The organism is Pseudonocardia sp. DSM 110487, from assembly GCF_019468565.1.
Classification (GTDB): Bacteria; Actinomycetota; Actinomycetes; order Mycobacteriales; family Pseudonocardiaceae; genus Pseudonocardia.
In genome coordinates this window covers 7489061-7505916 of the sequence record NZ_CP080521.1, presented here as the reverse complement: position 1 = coordinate 7505916, position 16856 = coordinate 7489061, and the positions used below count along the sequence as shown (strand labels likewise).

12 protein-coding genes and 1 pseudogene are annotated in these 16856 nt (G+C 67.2%); 5 read left to right on the top strand and 8 right to left on the bottom strand.

Annotation, left to right across the window (positions count from 1 at the left end; all coding sequences use genetic code 11):
* Positions 1-15 precede the first annotated feature (15 nt).
* Entirely contained in the window at positions 16-1206 is a 1191-nt protein-coding gene (locus K1T35_RS35085) for an MFS transporter (protein ID WP_370645529.1), read from the top strand.
* Here the strand turns inward: K1T35_RS35085 and K1T35_RS35080 are convergent.
* The 3 genes from K1T35_RS35080 to K1T35_RS35070 are packed head-to-tail and all read right to left on the bottom strand — an operon-like array spanning position 1175 to position 2804.
* Positions 1175-1435 carry a hypothetical protein gene (locus K1T35_RS35080; RefSeq protein ID WP_220256036.1) on the bottom strand — a complete coding sequence of 87 codons (261 nt, stop codon included), beginning with the start codon at positions 1433-1435 and terminating at the stop codon, positions 1175-1177. The two genes, K1T35_RS35085 and K1T35_RS35080, sit on opposite strands and share 32 nt — an antisense overlap.
* Positions 1436-1462: 27 nt before the next feature.
* Positions 1463-1942: a hypothetical protein gene (locus tag K1T35_RS35075; RefSeq protein WP_220256035.1), complete on the bottom strand. Its 480-nt coding sequence runs from the start codon at positions 1940-1942 to the stop codon at positions 1463-1465.
* Positions 1935-2804 (bottom strand): alpha/beta fold hydrolase, encoded by an 870-nt coding sequence (locus K1T35_RS35070; RefSeq protein WP_220256034.1) that lies wholly within the window; start codon positions 2802-2804, stop codon positions 1935-1937. Before K1T35_RS35070 ends, K1T35_RS35075 begins: the two co-directional genes overlap by 8 nt.
* A gap of 220 nt (positions 2805-3024) precedes the next feature.
* Here K1T35_RS35070 and K1T35_RS35065 point away from each other — a divergent pair, with 220 nt between their 5' ends.
* Positions 3025-3636, top strand: a complete 612-nt coding sequence (locus K1T35_RS35065; RefSeq protein ID WP_220256033.1) for an isoprenylcysteine carboxylmethyltransferase family protein — start codon at positions 3025-3027, stop codon at positions 3634-3636.
* Here K1T35_RS35065 and K1T35_RS35060 read toward each other — a convergent pair.
* The 3 genes and pseudogenes from K1T35_RS35060 to K1T35_RS49645 form a co-directional block, all read right to left on the bottom strand.
* Positions 3626-4081 carry a right-handed parallel beta-helix repeat-containing protein gene (locus K1T35_RS35060; protein ID WP_220256032.1) on the bottom strand — a complete coding sequence of 152 codons (456 nt, stop codon included), beginning with the start codon at positions 4079-4081 and terminating at the stop codon, positions 3626-3628. The genes K1T35_RS35065 and K1T35_RS35060 overlap by 11 nt on opposite strands.
* A gap of 17 nt (positions 4082-4098) precedes the next feature.
* Positions 4099-4223 (bottom strand): annotated as a pseudogene (locus tag K1T35_RS35055) (helix-turn-helix domain-containing protein); the annotation flags it as partial.
* Positions 4224-4822: 599 nt separating this feature from the next.
* On the bottom strand, positions 4823-6121 hold the full coding sequence (locus K1T35_RS49645) for a peptidoglycan-binding protein (protein WP_220256031.1): 1299 nt from the start codon (positions 6119-6121) through the stop codon (positions 4823-4825).
* A 770-nt stretch (positions 6122-6891) separates the two neighbouring features.
* On the opposite strand from K1T35_RS49645, the gene K1T35_RS35045 reads away from it, so the two are divergent.
* The 3 genes from K1T35_RS35045 (at position 6892) to K1T35_RS35035 (ending at position 14125) form a co-directional block, all read left to right on the top strand.
* Positions 6892-9477, top strand: a complete 2586-nt coding sequence (locus K1T35_RS35045; RefSeq protein WP_220256030.1) for a hypothetical protein — start codon at positions 6892-6894, stop codon at positions 9475-9477.
* Between the two features lie 215 nt (positions 9478-9692).
* Complete coding sequence (locus K1T35_RS35040) at positions 9693-10436, top strand: hypothetical protein (RefSeq protein ID WP_220256029.1); 744 nt, start codon at positions 9693-9695, stop codon at positions 10434-10436.
* Between the two features lie 920 nt (positions 10437-11356).
* Positions 11357-14125, top strand: a complete 2769-nt coding sequence (locus tag K1T35_RS35035) for a family 16 glycoside hydrolase (protein WP_220256028.1) — start codon at positions 11357-11359, stop codon at positions 14123-14125.
* Between the two features lie 355 nt (positions 14126-14480).
* On the opposite strand, the gene K1T35_RS35030 is transcribed toward K1T35_RS35035, so the two are convergent.
* Together K1T35_RS35030 and K1T35_RS35025 are read right to left on the bottom strand one after the other, a co-directional pair.
* A complete protein-coding gene (locus K1T35_RS35030) occupies positions 14481-14810 on the bottom strand; it encodes an AbrB/MazE/SpoVT family DNA-binding domain-containing protein (protein ID WP_220256027.1) in 330 nt (109 codons plus the stop codon).
* Positions 14811-15267: 457 nt separating this feature from the next.
* The gene (locus tag K1T35_RS35025; RefSeq protein WP_220256026.1) at positions 15268-16650 is read right to left on the bottom strand and encodes an NAD(P)/FAD-dependent oxidoreductase; all 1383 of its coding nucleotides are present in this window, start codon (positions 16648-16650) and stop codon (positions 15268-15270) included.
* Positions 16651-16856 lie beyond the last annotated feature (206 nt).

Below are 16856 nucleotides of genomic sequence, written 5' to 3'. Positions count from 1 at the left end.
TGCGAGGGTTGCTGAATTGACGACTCCTGGACGTCAACAGGTTATCTGACGTCCCTCAAATTCCACAGTTGCCGGAATCAGATCGCCGTCAACGACGCCGCCACCGCGATCGTCGCCGTGCTGCTCCCCACCCTGCAGGCGAAATTCGACCTGTCCGCGACCACGCTCGCCGTGCTCGTCGCCGGCCAGTGGGCCACCAGTTCGATCACCCAACCGTTCCTCGGCGCCCTTGCTGACCAGGTCAGCCGCCGCGCGCTGGCCGCCGGTGGCATCGTGCTCAACGCCGCCCTGCTGAGCATGGTCGGCGTCGTACCGACGGTGCCAGTGCTGTTCGCGGTCATCGTCGTGGGCGGGCTCGGTTCCGCTGCCCTGCATCCGGTCGCTACTGCCATCGCGCACAGTCACGGCAGCAAGAGCGCCGGCCTCGGCGTTGGGCTGTTCAGCGCGGGCGGTCAGATCGGCGCCGCGGTCGGCCCGGGCGTCGTCCTCGCTGTCGTCGCCACGCTCGGCCCGCAAGGAACTCTCTGGCTGATGGTGCCGGGCGTCCTCCTGGGCATCGCGGTGTGGCGGCTGCTGCCGAAGGAGGAGCCGCGCGGCGAGTTGGCCGGGCCGCGCACCGGCTTGCGCTGCCTGGCACACGGCCCGGTAGCCCTGCTCGCGACCGCCGGCATGTTCGCCGATCTCGCGTTCGTCAGTTTCACCAGCGCCATCCCGTTGTGGCTGGTCCACGAGCGTGGCGTTCCACGCGACGACCCGACGATCGCCACGACGCTCGGCGCGTTCGTGCTGGGCGCAGGCCTGGGAGCAGTCGCGGCAGGCTGGCTGGACCGGCGCGTCGACCGCCGGATCCTGGTCCCGGCAACGATGGTTGCGGCGATCGCGCCCCTGATCGCTGTGCTCCACCTGCCTCCGGGCGGGGTGCTCGGGCTGGGGGCTGCGACGCTGGCCGGCGCGCTGGTCTACGCGAACTTCCCCCTGATGATCGTCTCGGCGCAGGCACTTGCGCCGCACTCGGTCGCCGCCGCGTCCGGCATGCTCATGGGGTTTGCCACCGGCGTCGCCGGCGTCCTCTACATCCCGATCGGCAGGTTGCAGGACCTGATCGGCATCATCGGGGCGCTCACCGTCGCCTACCTCTCGCTCATCCCGGCCGCATTGCTGGCGCTGCTGGTCCTCACCCGCCATCTGCCGGTGAAGAACACGTGAAGCGCTCGGCGAACATGTACGCGCCGGCGACGAGTGCGGCCGCTTCTCCTGCGAGGTAGCCGTGACCAACCGACAGGTGCTGAGTGAGCGCTCCGGCCATCGCGCTTCCAACCGCGAAGCCGAGCCAGTTGGCCGTCACGAGCACCGAGACGGCGTGGGTCTGGGATCGGGTCGGGGTTCGTTCGGAGATCAGCAGGCTTTCGATCCTGTCGGCCGGCGGTGGCAGCACCGATCAGCATGAGCACCACCACGCTGATCAGCAGCCCCGGCGCCATCCCCATCGTCGCGATGAGTACGCCGTAGGCGAGAAGGCACGCGCCGCTGCACGGTCGCCGGCCCGCCACCGGCTCGCCGCGATCGTGGCGGCGGCGACCCAGCCGGCGGAGGTGGTCACGAACGAGGCGGCGACCACTGCTCGGAAGAGCGGGGTGCCCTCGATGGACGGTCTTACGGCCGGCGGCGCGAAGGCCAGCGCGTTGGTCCAGCAGCCGACCGCGAGCGGGACCGCGACGACGCGGGGGAGCCGCGGCAAGGCGGCTCCGGTGGCCGTGACCAGCGCGCCCATCATGATGAGGTCGAGGTGCAGCTGCCGGATCCGGTGGGGTGCGCGCACGCCCAGCACGGCGAGCAGCTGTGGCTGATAGGTGGCGATGGCGTAGGGGAATCCGGCGAGCGCCCCGAGGGCGATCTGGGCGAGTCCGGACACCACCAAACCGTTCACCGGCGTCCTATCCATCGTGTGCCTCCTCGCGGTGGAGGGCTGACGTGTCGACGTTCGCGGTCAGGAACCGGGTCAGCAGCGGGTAGACGCGATCGGGGCAGTCGTCATGGAGCGAGTGCCCGCAGCCGGCAAGCGTGTGTGCCTCGAGGTCGGGCAGGCGGCTGGTGAACCGGGCCAACAGCTGGACGGGGAAGTATCGGTCGCGGTTTCCCCAGAGGATCAAAGTCGGGCACCTCACCCGGTCGAGATCCCGCTCCGTGTCGGACCACCGGACGCCACGTTCGACCCGGAGCAGATCCCGTCGGAGCCCTTCCGCATCCGGGGCCGATCGCATCTGCCCTATTGCCGCGCGGAGCAACTCGTCGCCTGGCATCCGATCCGGGTGGGCGAAGGACTTGCGCAGGATGTGTCGCGCCGATGCCATCGAGGTGAACCGGGTCGCGAGCTCACCGATCAGCGGTTTCCTCAGTAGCCGGAACTCCCACCCGTCTGTCACGTCGAGGCCGCCCGGTGCGAGCAGGGCGAGCCTGCTGACCCGGTCGGGACGCAGCTGGGCGAGTCGCAGCGCGAAGCCGCCGCCCCACGAGTGCCCGACGACGGCGGTCGCCGATATCCCGGCGGCGTCGAGGAAATCGCCGAGCGAACGCGCGATCGCGTCTGCGTCGTAACCGAACACCGGGTCGACGACTCGCGTGCCGCCCTGCCCTGGCGGATCCACGGCGAACACCCGGTGACCGTCGGAGAGCTCGGTGATCATGCGCTCGAGGCTCAGCTTCCACCCTCCAGCGCCCGGCACCAGAACGACAGGTGGTCCGTCGCCTGCGACCGCGTACTGGAACCGCACCGCGGGTGTGTCCAGCGTGCGCTGCTCGACCACCTGCACCACCTCCGGCGTCCATCGCGGACCTGCTCCGCAGCGGGGTTTGCCAACCTCGGCCACCCGGCGCATCATCTAAACCGTACAGCACTGTACGAGTTATCTCGAGGAGACCGGCGATGAGCCATCCCGCCCCGCGGCACGATGACCTCCACCGGCGGGCTCGATGCCCGCGCGGCACACGACGTGCTCGTCGCGACCTGAGATCGGTGCCGCGGCCATGCCGATGAAGACCGCGGTCGTCGGACCGGCCCTGCTGACGGGAGTGGTCGGCGCAAGTACGGCAGCGTTGCTGCGGCAGATGGAGAACGAGTACGCCCAGAGGGACACGCTCTCTCGCGGAACTGCCGCCGCGATGTATGCGACTTACGGCGCGTACGCTGCGGCACTCGCCTGGGGATGCCGTCGCCGCACCTGGCCGATCTCCCTGCCGTCAGGTCCGGCACGACTTGCCGGAACCGCCGCTGCTCTGCTCGGTGCCGGGGTTGCCCTGGCGGGTGCTCGACCGTTCGGAGCCGGAAAGCAGCTCTCCGGCATCGAGCCAGGATCGCTGCATTCGTCAGGCATCTATCGCTACAGTCGCAACCCGCAGTACCTCGGCCTCGGATTGGTTGCCACCGGCCTGGCTGCCTCGGGCCGGTCTGCGTTTGCGGGAATGATCGCTGCAGGTGTGTGGGCATCCTACCGCCGCTGGATTCCGAGCGAGGAGCGACACCTGACTCGGGTCTTCGGAGAGGAATACCTGGACTATACAACCGAGGTTCGCCGTTGGATCGGATCACGATCCAAGGCTCGGCGCAAGCAGACCCGCCGTCCGCACCTCAGTCATTGACGATGTCGCCTTCGCGGTTGTCGAAGACCTGGTTGTCGCCGGAGGGGTCGAGCGGCGAGCCCTTCAGCATGATGCCCGCGCGGCTGCCGAAGATCGTGTTGCCGGCGAGGTCGACTTCGCCGTCCACGTCGACATAGAAGCCGTATCTTTCGTTCTCGCCGATCACGTTGTCGCGCACGGCCGTCTGCACGGATTCGCTGACCACGCGGACGCCGTCCTGCTGGTTGCCCCGGATCTGGTTGCGTTCGACGACGTTGCCCTGCGCTGTCTGGCTGATCCCGATCCCGGACTCGGCGTTGTCGTAGACGCGGTTGCCGCGGACGGTGTTGTCGGAGGACTCGTTGATGTTGATGCCCTGTGCGGCATTGCTGAACGAGTCGTTGTTCTCGATCAGGTTCCGGTCCGTGACAACGGCGCCAACGCCGAGGCCTGTGCGCGTAGCCAAGAGAGTTACCGAGCTCGGCTGGATACAGCTCGGACGACCGTGTTGCGCGAACGCCCCATCACCCCCGGGCGATCGCCTTGATCGGCATGCCCTCCGACCGGTGCAACCGGCGGATTTCCGCCCAGTCCTCCACGCTCAGCACCCTCCCCATCCTGAGAACGATCTTGCGGTCAACTTTCACCCAGGCGCCGTAAAGGGGTCAGTTTTCAGGCGCCGCCGACACTGGCGGACCAGCGCGAGCCGAACTCGGTCGTGCGGCACTTGGCGAGGTCGCGGTCCCGCTGGAGTCCCGTATCGGTGGCCGAGCCGAGGCGGCGAGTGAACGCGAGCTGGGCCGGGCCTTACTGCGGTATCGGCATCGTTCGGGTGGAACCACCAGAAGGGACACGCGGCGTCATGACTCGCTGGCCTCCGGCCTCCGAGTGAACGGCGCCGCGGTCCCCTCCAAGCAGGCCATCGGTCGTCGCGATCCCGCAGGTTTCTCCCGATCGCGTCAGCTCAGCTCGCGGAGCCGGGCCCGGACCGTGTCCACGGCCCGATGGGAGGGCCTTTCGGCCCTCGAACAGCCCGAGCATCTCCCGCTGCGCGGTGGTCGCCTTCTTCTGTTCGCCGGCCGCAACGGCGGCCTCGGTGTAGGTGTCGACCACCTGTCGGTAGCAGATGTGCCCCCTGCGCCGAGTCCGCCTCGAGCACCTTGTGCGCACGCGCCGGACACGACCTCGAGATCGTGATGAGCCGGGATTAGTCCTCGTAGCGTGGCGGTTCGACGACGGAGGGGTGCTTACAGTTCTTGACCTGCTGCTGGTTGTCGGGTGGTGCCCAGGGTCTGGTTCCGGTCCCGCCCGCCCATGGCTCCAGGTTCTCGAGGATTCTGGGGTCGGTGCCCTCGTCGCCGTAGACGCGAGCAGGGTCCAGCCGCCATTCCTGCCCTGGTTCCCGCTGCCATTTGGCCCACAGGCGGTCGACGTTGGAGTGCAGGAGGAAGACGAACGGATCCTCGAATGATCTGTGTGCGTTCAGGATGCTGCTGCCGGGCCCGAAGTATCCGTGGGCGGTGTTGTGAGCGTCTTCGATCGCCTCTCGGACCCGCTGCCACTGCTCGGCTCCGGGGAGGCCGTCCCCTGCCGCCAGCAACGTGGCGTCGGCGTCCAGCGCTGGCGCTCCCGGGCCTAGGTTGCGACGGATCTCCCGGGGCGGGTCGGCCGGGTTCCCGGTGGCATCCCGGCTGCCTGGGAAGCTGCCACCGTTGTCGAACCCGTCCAGCGGCGGCCCTGCACGGCCGCTGGCGCTTCCCATGAATCCGCCTGGGCCAGTGCTGAAGAGGTTGACCGTGCCGCCGGCGCCGCCGGGGCTGCTGCGCGGGTCGGTCTGCCAGTCCCAATAGTGGAGCGCTACTGTCGGGTCGATCTGCCTGAGGAGAGCTTCGAAGCGGTTGATCAGCTCCCGGTGCCAGGGGATGAACGACGGGCCGCCGTGCACGTGGGTCGCCTGATGTATCTGGTCCTGTTTGTCCCAGAACGACACCCCGTCGGGATATGTCCTGATGTCGAGCTGGAGGATGGCGTCGCGGAGCTTGTTCCGCTCGGCCTCGGACACCTTTGCGATGTTCCTTCGGAGCGTCGGGCCCGCTGCCGGGGCGGTGACGAGGGCATACCAGGTGTCAGGCCCGACGATCCCGTCGACCAGCAGGCCGTTCGCCTGCTGGAACCGGCGAATCGCCAACGCGGTCTGAGGGCCGAACACGCCGTCGATGGCCAAAGACGAGGATCGGGCGTTGAGTTGTCGCTGGACCGCTCGAACCACGTCGCCCCGGCCACCCGAACTGACCAGGACGATGAGGGCCGGCCAGGTCTCGTTGCCGACGATTCCGTCGACCTGCAAACCTTGGTCGCGCTGAAAATCACGGACCGTATCCTGCGTTTGCCGGCCGAACTTGCGGTCGACCCCCAGATGGAAGCCGTGGTGTCGCAGCAGGTATTGGACTGTTCGAACATTCTCCCCCTGTGAGCCGATCTTCTGGATCGGCCAGTTCTTCTCCATCGGTCCTCCTCGAGTAGGCGCGAGCGGTCGATCAGAGACAGGTCTGGTTGGCCCATGACCTGTCCTAGTCGATCCCGTACTCCAAGCCGTGTACGTGGAGGCTGTGGGTTACTGAGTCCCATTGAGAACCGTGATCTTCAAGGTGCCGCCCGGGTCTAGAGCATCGCGCGAGGCACCCGCCGAGACCAAGTCGGTTTGTTGACGTCGGCATCGACAATCTGCCAAGTGTCATGCTGGTCTCCGGACCGTGCGGGGGCTCTGGTTAGCCGGGCTCGGCGCTGCCCCGCTCCATTGAAGCTGCACTCGGCTGCCTGGCGTGCGCCCAGTGGACGCCGATCCGGCAACGGTATGCGCCGAGTGTGACGGGTGCCTATACGCAGTTCTTCGTATTGCTAGTGAGTCAGTGTGGCTTCTTCCCACTGCTCATGAGACAGGCTCTGGAGGAGACCCAGGTGCCCGATCAACCGCAGACAACGACCGTGCGCGGCCGCTGGTACCCCGCCAGCGTCGTCCTCCCTCCGCGGCGGCCGCAACCGCTGGACGCGCGTCGTCCTCGCCGGGGGCGGCGAGCACACCGGCCTCTGGGTATAAATCCGGGCCGAAACAGAGGTCGCGTTCCACACCGGCGCGCCGCTCCTCGCGGGATGGATCCTTGAGTCGGTGTATCAGATGCGAGGCCTTGCACGTCCACATCGTCGGGCTGGTGCAACCGAAGTCCTTCCTGGTGATGGTCAGTCTGTCCGCGGCGTCGTCAGGGCGAGGGAGGGGCGATGTGCGCGCAGGAGAACTACCTCGTTCCGGACGTCGGCACGAGCGTCGGACATACCGCGGGGCCAGGGGTGACGGCGCTCGAAGGATTCGCGCCGGGGGATCTGACCAGCCCCGCGCGGGCGCTGCGGGCGGGTGCACTGGTCGATGTCGACCTCGCCAGCAGGGTGACCGAGCTGCGCATTCATGGCGTGTCCGGGTCGAACGGGTCGACGGTGCTGGAGCATCCGGCGACCATGCAGGTCGCGGGCGACCGCCTTGCCGGGTTCCACCGGCGCTGGACCCCGGCCGGCCAGGGCCGTGTGAGCGTGCCGTGGCGGGCCGAGGCGTACTCGTGGGGAGGGCTCACCCAGGTCCCGCTCGCATCGGCGTCGTGGATCCTGCTCGCCCCGTTCATGCTCTACAACGTCGCGCACTTCATGCTGCCGCCGCGCGACCGGACGTCGCCTGCGGCCTGGCGCAACCGCGTGCACGACGTCGCGGACGGGGCGCTTCGGCTGCTCGCCCTGGCCGCCACGCTGCAGATGGTCGTCGCCACATTGGGCGCGCTGCTAGACACCGTTGCGCTTCAGGGCGCGGAGGATCCCGCTCGGCTGCCCGTGGTGCTCACGTGGCTCGGTGCGTGGGCAGGGTGGGCACGGGGGTCGGCCGCGCTGGTCGCGGTCGCGCTGGTGGTTGGGTTGCTCTGGGTGGTCAGCGTGCGCACCGCGAACCGATATGAGGCGCGTGACCCGGCGGTCGACCCGGCCGCGTCCACGGCGGTTCCGCGGAGCTGGCCGATGGCCGAGCCGGCGTTCTGGCAGGGCAAGGAGCTGGTCGACCGGCAGCGCACCCTGCACGTGGCGGCGGCGCTCGGGAGCGTGGCGGTCGTCGGCGCGCTGCCGGGGCCGCCGGGTCCGGGGCGTCTGCTGTGCGTGGTGGTGGGCGGGGGTGTCGTGCTGGGATCGGTGTTGGTGACGATGTCCCGCGCGGTCAACCGGTACTACGTCGCGCACAGGCAGTTCGAGGCGCGGCTCCCTTCGGCCAAGCTGCGACCGGAGTTCCGGCTCGGCGCTCCCGTCGCCACGAAGCCGAGGCGAATCGCCGTCCTCGCCGTCGCGGCGGCGTCCGTGTTGCTCACCGTGGTGGTCGACGGGATCACCGGGACTTGGGACAGTGCACACTCCGTTACCGTGGTGCTGGAGACGGTCTGGGTAGTCCTTACCGCGGCGCAGGCCCTAATGCTCGTCGTGCTCGGTGTCGCGGTCACGGCGCTCCGGCCAGGTCGGATGACCAACAGTCTCGACCCGGGGCCCGGCCCTTACCTGCGCGGGCATCTCTGCACCGTCGTTGTCATGCTCGCCGTCGTGCTCGGGGGGCTGCTCAGCGCGGTGGTCGCCCTGTCGACGGCCGGACTGTTCGGCGGGGCGGCGCCCAGCAGCCTCGCCGACCCGACGAAGGTGGCGGTTCCCTGGCCGCTCTACGCCTTCGCCGCGGCCCCGCTGAGCTGCCTCGTCGGTGCGGTCGTTGCAGGGCTGGTGCTCGGTGTGAGGTTCCGCAGTGACCGCCGTCAGCACGAAGCCCGGGTGCAGACGACCTATCACCCATCGACGGGCGATCCGCATTGCCGGGACCGGCTACGGATCGCCCGCGCGTGGGCCGTCGGTGACCTCGCGGACGGACTGGGGCGTGCGCTCGCGATCATCACCGTCGGCGGTGTGCTTGCCGTCGGTGTTGCCGCGTCCCTCCTGGGGTTCCGGCTCGGCCGATCCGAGGTGGGCGTACCCGCCACGGAACAGGCCGGCGGCACGCAGGTCCTGGTGGAGTGGATCGCGTCCGCCGGTGCCGGCGCGGCGTTGCTGATGGGCGCCGTGCTCGTCGCGCTGCTGCGCAGCGACTACGCCGATAGCGACCGGCGACGCACGATCGGCGCGGTATGGGATGTCGGCACCTTCTGGCCGCGCGCCGCACACCCGCTCGCGCCGCCCTGCTACGCCGAGCGCGCGGTGCCCGAGGTTGTCGACCGGATCGCCGTGCTGACCGGCTGCAGTCCCGCCGTACGTGACGGTATGCAGCCCGCCACCGGGTTCACCCCGCCCCAGCTCATATCGCCGACCGGCCCGGTGCTGCTCACCGGCTACAGCCAAGGCTCGGTGATCGCCCCGGCTGTCGTCGCCCAGCTCCCGGCCGACGTGCGCGAGCGAGTCGCGCTCCTCACCCTCGCCTGCCCCCTTCGGCGGCTCTACGGGCGCGCGTTTCCCGCGTTCTTCGGTGGTGAGCACCTGCGGGCGCTGGCGGAACTGATAGCGGCCGCGCCGAAACCTAGGTGGACGAACGCGGTCCGGCGCAGCGACTACATCGGGTCGTGGGTGGGACGCCCTCCCGACACGACACAGCCGTGCGGGCCGCGCGACCACCTCGGCCGGATCGATGTGTGGTGCCGCGACCCGGTCGCACTCGTCCCCGACACCTTCTCGCTACCACTCCCGATCCACCGTCACTCGGGCTGGTGGCCCGATCCCCAGGTCGGCGCCCTGGCAGATGAGCTCGTCGACGTCCTTGACAAGCTGCCCGACACAGCGACAACCGCCATGGCGGGATCGCCATGAATCGGCGCGTTCTCCACCTGGACTGCCGACCAAAGACCCCGACGTCCACTGCGTCGGCTGACCGAGACAGGGATGAGAACGTTGCTGGTGGCCTCGACCTCGAGCGCCGATCGCGCGATCGAGTGCTTCCCGCGGCCGCATCGGCGCACTATTTCCAACTAGAGCATTGACAACGCAGGACAATTTACAATTGTCCGATACACGTGGAGTGTCCGATGATCGATCGCTTAGGTATGCGGCTCGACGAGCTTCAGATGGTCAGCCTAGTCGTGCACGCTGCCTATGAGCCGGATGCTGAGTATTACGTAAAGCTGGCGGCGGCGCGAGACGTGCATCGGGTATTGCGCCAAATGAATGAAGATGGCGACCTCTGGGGTGATATCCTCTACCGAGCTAACATGCCGTCCGGCATTGACATCGCTGTTCCTGGCGAGCGATCCTATGAGCAACTGAAAGAGTCGGTATCAGATTTGCTCTCTGAGAACTATGCCATCGTGCTGTTCAGGATGGGATACGTGGCGCCTCCTCCGCCGCCGATATCTGAGCTATTGAAGATGACGCGTGCGGCCGTCCAATATGCTCCTAGGAATCCGAACGATCGAACTAGGCAGATCGAAGTCGCTCGGGCTGGCCTGCAGCACTTCGTATACCAACTCGCACAGCATATCCCGCAAGCGGAGGACCGGTTCCTCAGGCGAATGCTCCGTCACGCACGGGTGGTGCTTCCGGCTGCTGCTCTCGTCGCACAGATCGCTTCAGCTGTCGCAACCGGGAACTATGACGTTTCTGCGATAGTGGACAACGCTCAGAAGCTCTTGGATCGGGCTGGTCCGCCCGCAGCACAGTACGAATCAGACGCGAGCGGAACGCTTGGGCTGGCGGCGGGTTCGGTTCATCTGCAGCAGACTGTGGCTGTGGCGAACCATGACCTAGAGCACCCCGAGCTGTGGGCCGCCTAGATATCAAAGATTTGATTGCCAGGACCGCCCCCACGCAGACGACGTAGCGATGGCTGCTGACAGCGACGATCGCGATGACTCGCTGGGGCCGACCGCGGGTGCCCGACACCGTGACCGGTGGGGCGTCGTCGTCGCGGGTGACCGTCGCGGCGCGGCCGCGCTCAAGGTGCACGTGGTCGTCCGCGACCAGCTCGCTCCACACCGGCTCGACGGGGCGCGTGCGGCCAATCAACCCGGCGAGCTCCGCCGCCCGCCGTGTCTTGAGCCCGCACCTCGACGTCGCCGGATCGCTCCTGGCTGAACGCACCGGCGTCGTAGGCGACACCACGCGGTTGCACCGAGCACGCCGCCACGTGATCCCGGCGAGCCAAGGCTGCCTCATGGGCATCTCGATGTGCTTGCCCCGGCGGACCCACACGACCAACCGTCGCGGCGTCCACTGCGACGGCACCCGCGGTCGCCACCCGCTCCCAGCCGGGCTCGTGTCCCGGCGCCCGGTAGTTGTGGTGGTAGACGACCGCGCGACGGCGCACCCGGCCGGGAGCAACCGGTGCTGCTGCCTATTCGAGGGATGCGAGTTGGCCAGTGACGGCGCGACATCGTCGCCGAGCTGCCCCGAGGCGGGAAGACGGGGTGTCGCCGCATCGGCGAGACGCGGTTGAACCACCTTCCGTGGTCACTGCGAGAACCTGATGTGACCGAGTCTGGGTCATCGATGGCCGATCGGCTGGCCGACGCCCTGTGTGCCGGCGCGCTCCCCCGCTCCGTTCACGCCTGACGCGGTCACCGGCTCATTGTGGGCGACGCCGTGGTCGCCGTCTCTGACCGGGGTATCAAGGGCCCGCACCGCCTCCTCCTACGTGGGTCACAGCGGTTCATCTCCAGCCTGATGGCTCGGCTGCACCCGAGAGGCATAATTCATGACTCAGCCACTCATTGATGTAGACACGACCTTCACGCTCGACAATATGGGTCGCTACGTCTGCAACACCCTTGATGAAGCGATCGCCAGCACGGCCCTACTTGTGGGCGGCAAGCAGAGGCCGTTCGATGCTGTAGTCGTCGGCGGTGGGTCCTTCGGTTCAGTTGTAGCAGCTGGCCTGTTCCTGCGTGATCCGACACGCAGCAGGCGCATCCTTGTGCTTGAGCAAGGACCCTTCATCTTGCCCGAGCACGTGCAAAACACACCCTTTATGGGTGGGGAACCAGGCATGCGCGCGCCGTGGGTGGTTCGTCCAGGTTCAGACCTCGGCTATCAGCAGGGCCCGCAGTCTGGCGCCGGATTGCTGTACGCCATTGGTGGCCGGTCCCTCACGTGGGGCGGCTGGTCCCCGGAGCTGCTTCACGACGAGCCACCCGGCGCTGACGAGGGAGTCGTGCCGGGGGCGAACGACGAGATGAACGGCTGGCCGCCAGGCGTCGTCGCAGATCTTCAGAACCAGTACTTCTACGATGCGGGTGAACAGATCGGCGTCACCGCGAGCAACGACTTCATTTACGGCCCACTCCATCAGGCGCTTCGACAGCTGCTGTACGACGGCATCGGAGGCGCGGGCGGTACTGGCACTTTTGCCACATTGTCACTCCAAGCGCTGCGGAACCATTCGGCCGTCCGAGTCTTTCGTCGGCGAACTGGAAATGCGCCCACGGATGCTGACCTGCTCGAGATGCTGAAACTCCAACTCCCGGCTGGTGCTGCCGTACCTGCTAGGGCTGACCTCCTGAACATACTGAAGCTCGAAGCACCGCTGGCCGTTCAATCAGTAGCGGAGCCAGGCCTCTTCCCGGTAAACAAGTTCAGCGCTATACCTCTCTTGGTGCGGGTGGCCCGGTTGGCGGCGTCTGAAGCAGCCGGTGTCGGCGCCGAGGCTGACGCCCGGAAGCGCTTGATGATTGTTCCCAAGTGCCAGGTACTGGAGCTCATCACTGAGGCACAGGCTGATAACTGGGTTCGGGTGACTGGCGTTCGTGTGCGGGACAGTGCGGGCAACGAGCGGGTCGTGCCGCTTGCTCCGCCAACGCCCGGGGGCCGGCAAAGTGTTGCGGTGATAGCGCTCGGCACGATCGAGAGCGCGCGTCTTGCTCTGACTACATTCCAGGCGTCGCTCGCAGCTCCTCGGGCAGCAGCTCGTATCGGCAAAAACCTGATGGCACATCTGCGCTCCAACCTCACCATTCGGATTCCACGTGACTCGATTGCCGCCCAGCTCGCAAACCTACCGGCGGCGCGCGCACTGCAGGTATCAGCTCTCTTCCTCAAGGGAAAGGCTCAGATTAACGGTGTCGACCGCTACTTCCATTTGCAAATCACCGCGTCCGGCCTGAGCAAGTTCGGAAACGACTCAGAAGCTGAGCTATTCAAGAAGATCCCGAGCATCGAGCACATGAACGATTTACTCCAGGCGGATGACACGCACGTCGTCATCACACTGCGCGGCATTGGTGAGATGGCGCCGATGAACCCTGACAGCTTTGTCGATCTTGCGAAGACACCCAGCGACTGGGAGAACGGGCGGCCTCGAGCCTTTGTCGACATTGGTGATGCGCGGCAGCCAGCCGGCGGTAGCGCGCAAACCGGAGCTGACCGTCTGCTCTGGGGGGCGATGGATCGCTTCACTGATGAGGTCGCCGTGATCTTCACAAATGGAGAGCCATTCGAGATACTGCTCCAGTCAGGGCGCACGATCCCCGTGCCGGCGGGCGCCGCCCCTGCAGACCTCGCAGCGCTGCACCCGCACCAAGATCGGCGAGACAGGCTTGGCACGACGCATCATGAAGCTGGCACGCTGTGGATGAGCGACAATCCAGCCGTGGGTGTCACCAACGAGTTCGGCCGGATCCATGACACGACAAACTGCTACGTCGCCGGGCCAGCCGTCAATCCAACCTCGGGCTCGCCAAATCCAATGCTCACCGGCGTTGCCCTCGGCCGCAGGACGGTAACGCTCCTTGCAGATCAGGTGTTGCCACGGCCGCCAGTTTTCGCGCCCGTTGCACCGTGGACTGCTCTCTTCGATGGAACAGCGCGAACTTTTAACACGGACTGGGCTCGGACAAGTCCGAACGACAGCAACTCCTTTGGGCTGATCGATGGGGACATCGTGACGTTTGGCAGCGGGGACTTTGGGCTTCTCTACTACAGGCGACAAGCGTTCTCGGACTTCACGCTACGCCTGGAGTTCCGAATCTTCGATCTGATGAGCCACAACTCAGGAGTGTTGGTACGCTTTCGTGACCCCGCGCTTGACCCAACCCAAGCAACCCTCCAGCGCATGCAGGCTGCCGGGGACGCCGGACGCTTCAACGTCAATCGAGCGTGGAGTGCCGTTCACTCAGGCTTTGAGGTGCAGATCGACGACCGAGCTGACCTGCGAAAGCACCGAACAGGCTCGATCTATAACATCCCAGCTGGCGACGGCGTTGAGCCAGACCTGCAAAACTACGACCCGGGCCCGAACTTGATCCCCGGGCGGTGGTATCAGTATGAGATTGACGTCCGAGGAAACGGCTATTCGGTTGAACTAACTGATCTTGAGACGAAAGTGGTTAAGCAAACTGCCAACTTCGCCAACCAAGATGTGACTCGTGGAGTCCGGTTGACTGATAGCGGAGATCCGGCTGGCTACATCGGTCTTCAATCCTATAATAGCGCGCCAGTCGCGTTCCGGCGCATCCAAATTCAGCCGTAGCCGGCGAGGTGCGCGGTCCAGCAGGCCCACCATGGAGCTGCGACGCCGTGCGCAGACGGAGCCAACGGCATGTCGTAGGTCGACCAGGAGTTGGCGGATCTGCGACGGGCTGGGTTCGTCGATCCGGCGTTCGCCCCAGTGCTTGTCGATCCGGTTCCAGTAGCTGCTGTGGACACGGCGGGTGCCGGGACGTGCGCCGGCGGACACGATGGCGATGTAGTCGCGGAAGGTCGGCGCTTCAGGTCGGGGAACCGGTGCGTCGAGGAGGTCTTCGGCGGTGAGTCCGAGTCGCGTCAGCAGGATCCGGGCAGCATCCAGCTCCGCGATGCTCGGGTTCGAATGGTCGGGCGCGTAGTCACTCATCGCGGTCACCGCCCTTCGAGGCCGACCGCTCGTGAGTCAGAAGCTCGTCAAGCGCGGCGGGTGGGTAGATGGCCAGCGTCTGCCGCCTGGGTTCAGCGGCCAGCAATACTCGATCGCCGGGCCGCAGATCGACCCGATGCCGGGTCGCGGCGGGCAGCCAGAGGAACCGGTGGTCCTTGACGGCCAATGGGCCGTCGATCGCCGCGTGCAGCGTGAGGTGGGTGTGGGCGATGTGGACGCGCAGCCTGGTGCCGGGCGTCCAGCCCAGCGCGGCGACCGTCGCGCGATCGGCGATCCGCCCGCCTCGATCGAGGACGGACATCCCGTAGACGGTGTCCGCGGTGCGGGTGATCGGGCGCTCCGGTAGCGCCAATCCGCGGCGAGGTACAGCGGCTGCCCGGGCTGGATGTGCTGCTCCAGCGCTGGGCGTCCGTGCCGGGAGCAGGAGGGGCGCGATGCCGACGTTGGTCACGACGACCACCGCCACGGGCGCGTCGCTGCTACGTACGCGTGTTCAAGCGGGTTCTGACACTGGTACGTGGTTCGTCGCAGGTGTGCAACGTCTGGGTGTCCGAGGGGGGAGTTGCGCACTAACCACACGCATCGCGTTGCTCTGACCAGCGGGGGTTCGGGTTCGGCCAACTGCTCTCCGACGGCAGCGATCTCATCAAGAAGCGTCGCGTGCCGAGCAACCAGGCCCTGGGTACGCGGCGTTGAGCAGCTGCCCGGCGAAGCGCAGATGCATACCCGGCAGCGCTGGTCGACGCGATCAACAACAGCTACCGCTCGCCGAGTTGCGCGCCAGCGGCCCGCTCGACCTGGACCGCGCTGCCTCCGGTCGTGGTGACGGTGGGCTCGTCGTCCTGGTTGTGACGGGAGGTATCGGCTGTCAGGTGCGGGCCCGACGAGCGGATGGCTCTGTCGTAGGCGAGGTAGCTGCGCTGGATCGCGATGTGCTCGGCCACGTATGCGGCGTCATGCCAGACCCCCCAGATGAAGCTCGATCCGCGTCGCGACTGCCAGGGCAGCCCGAGGAAGTAGATCCCGGGCTCGGAGGACACGCCGCGGGTGTGCCGGGGCTTTCCGTCGGCGTCGAAGGCATCGACCTGCAACCAGCCGTAGTCGGAGACGAAACCCGTCGCCCAGACGATCGAAGTGACTCCGGCAGTGGCGAGGTCGAGCTCGCGGAGCGGGTCGACCACGCATTCCGGGTCCGGCCCGAAGACGCGCGCCTCCGGCTCCTCGGGCAGGTCGAGGCCGTTGCGTGCGACGTAGTCGTCGGCTTCGTCGAGCATCCTCAGATACGTCGCGTCACCGTTGGCGATGTTGACCGGCAGGTCGGAGGCGAAGTGCAGCCGGCCGTCCTCGAACCAGCTGGTCATGCCGACGAGGGTGATGCCGTCGGCCGCGAGGGCCCGGAAGTCGACGGTGTGACCGCCACGCGCTCCGGTGACCGCGATCGTGACGTGCTCGGCCCCGCGGGGAGGTGCCGCCTCGTCCCACTTGTTGAGCACTCCAAGCCACCAGCAGAAGTCGCGCCCTCGGTACCGCCGCGGAGGCCGGTCGTGCGGGCCGACCGACAGGTAGACCTGCCTGCCGGACCGCTGCAGCTCGTCGGCGATCTGGACGCCCGACGACCCCGCCCCGACCACGAGGACGGCGCCCTCGGGCAGCTGCTCCGGGTTGCCGTAGGAGCTGGAGTGGAGCTGGACCACCTTCGCGTTCCCGGGGACGACCGGGGGAATGGCCGGTTTCTGGAACGGCCCGGTCGCCGCCACGACGTAGCGTGCGTCGATGGTTCCGTCCGACGTCTCCACGCGGAAGCCGGGGCGTCCGACGTTCTTCTGCACGCGCTGCACGTCCACGCCGCACCGGATCGGCGCATCGATCTTCTCGGCGTAAGCGGCGAAGTAGTCCGCGACCTGCTCCCTGGATGCGAACCCGTCGGGATCGACGTCGGCGAACTCGAGTCCCGGGAAGCGGTCGTGCCACGCCGGACCGTTCGTCACGAGGGAGTCCCAGCGCCCGGTGCGCCAGCGCTCGGCGATCCGATCGCGCTCCAGCACGAGATGCGGGACTCCCCGTGCCCCGAGGTGTTCGCTCATGGCCAAGCCGGCCTGCCCCGCGCCGACGACGAGAACCTCGACCTCGTCCTGCGCCATGTCAACCTCCGTTCCAATGGTCACGACGTTCTCGCTTCGGGAGGTCCTCACGCGATTCCCCGATTCCACGGTGGTGACGTCGATGGATCCGAGTCTGGGTGACACCGCTGCAGCAGGCCAGAATATGTTTTCGAACGCTTGCATCTAAGGATGAGATGCAAGCTCCTGCGGGCCGGCCTGTTGACGAGGCGCGAACCCGCTGGCCG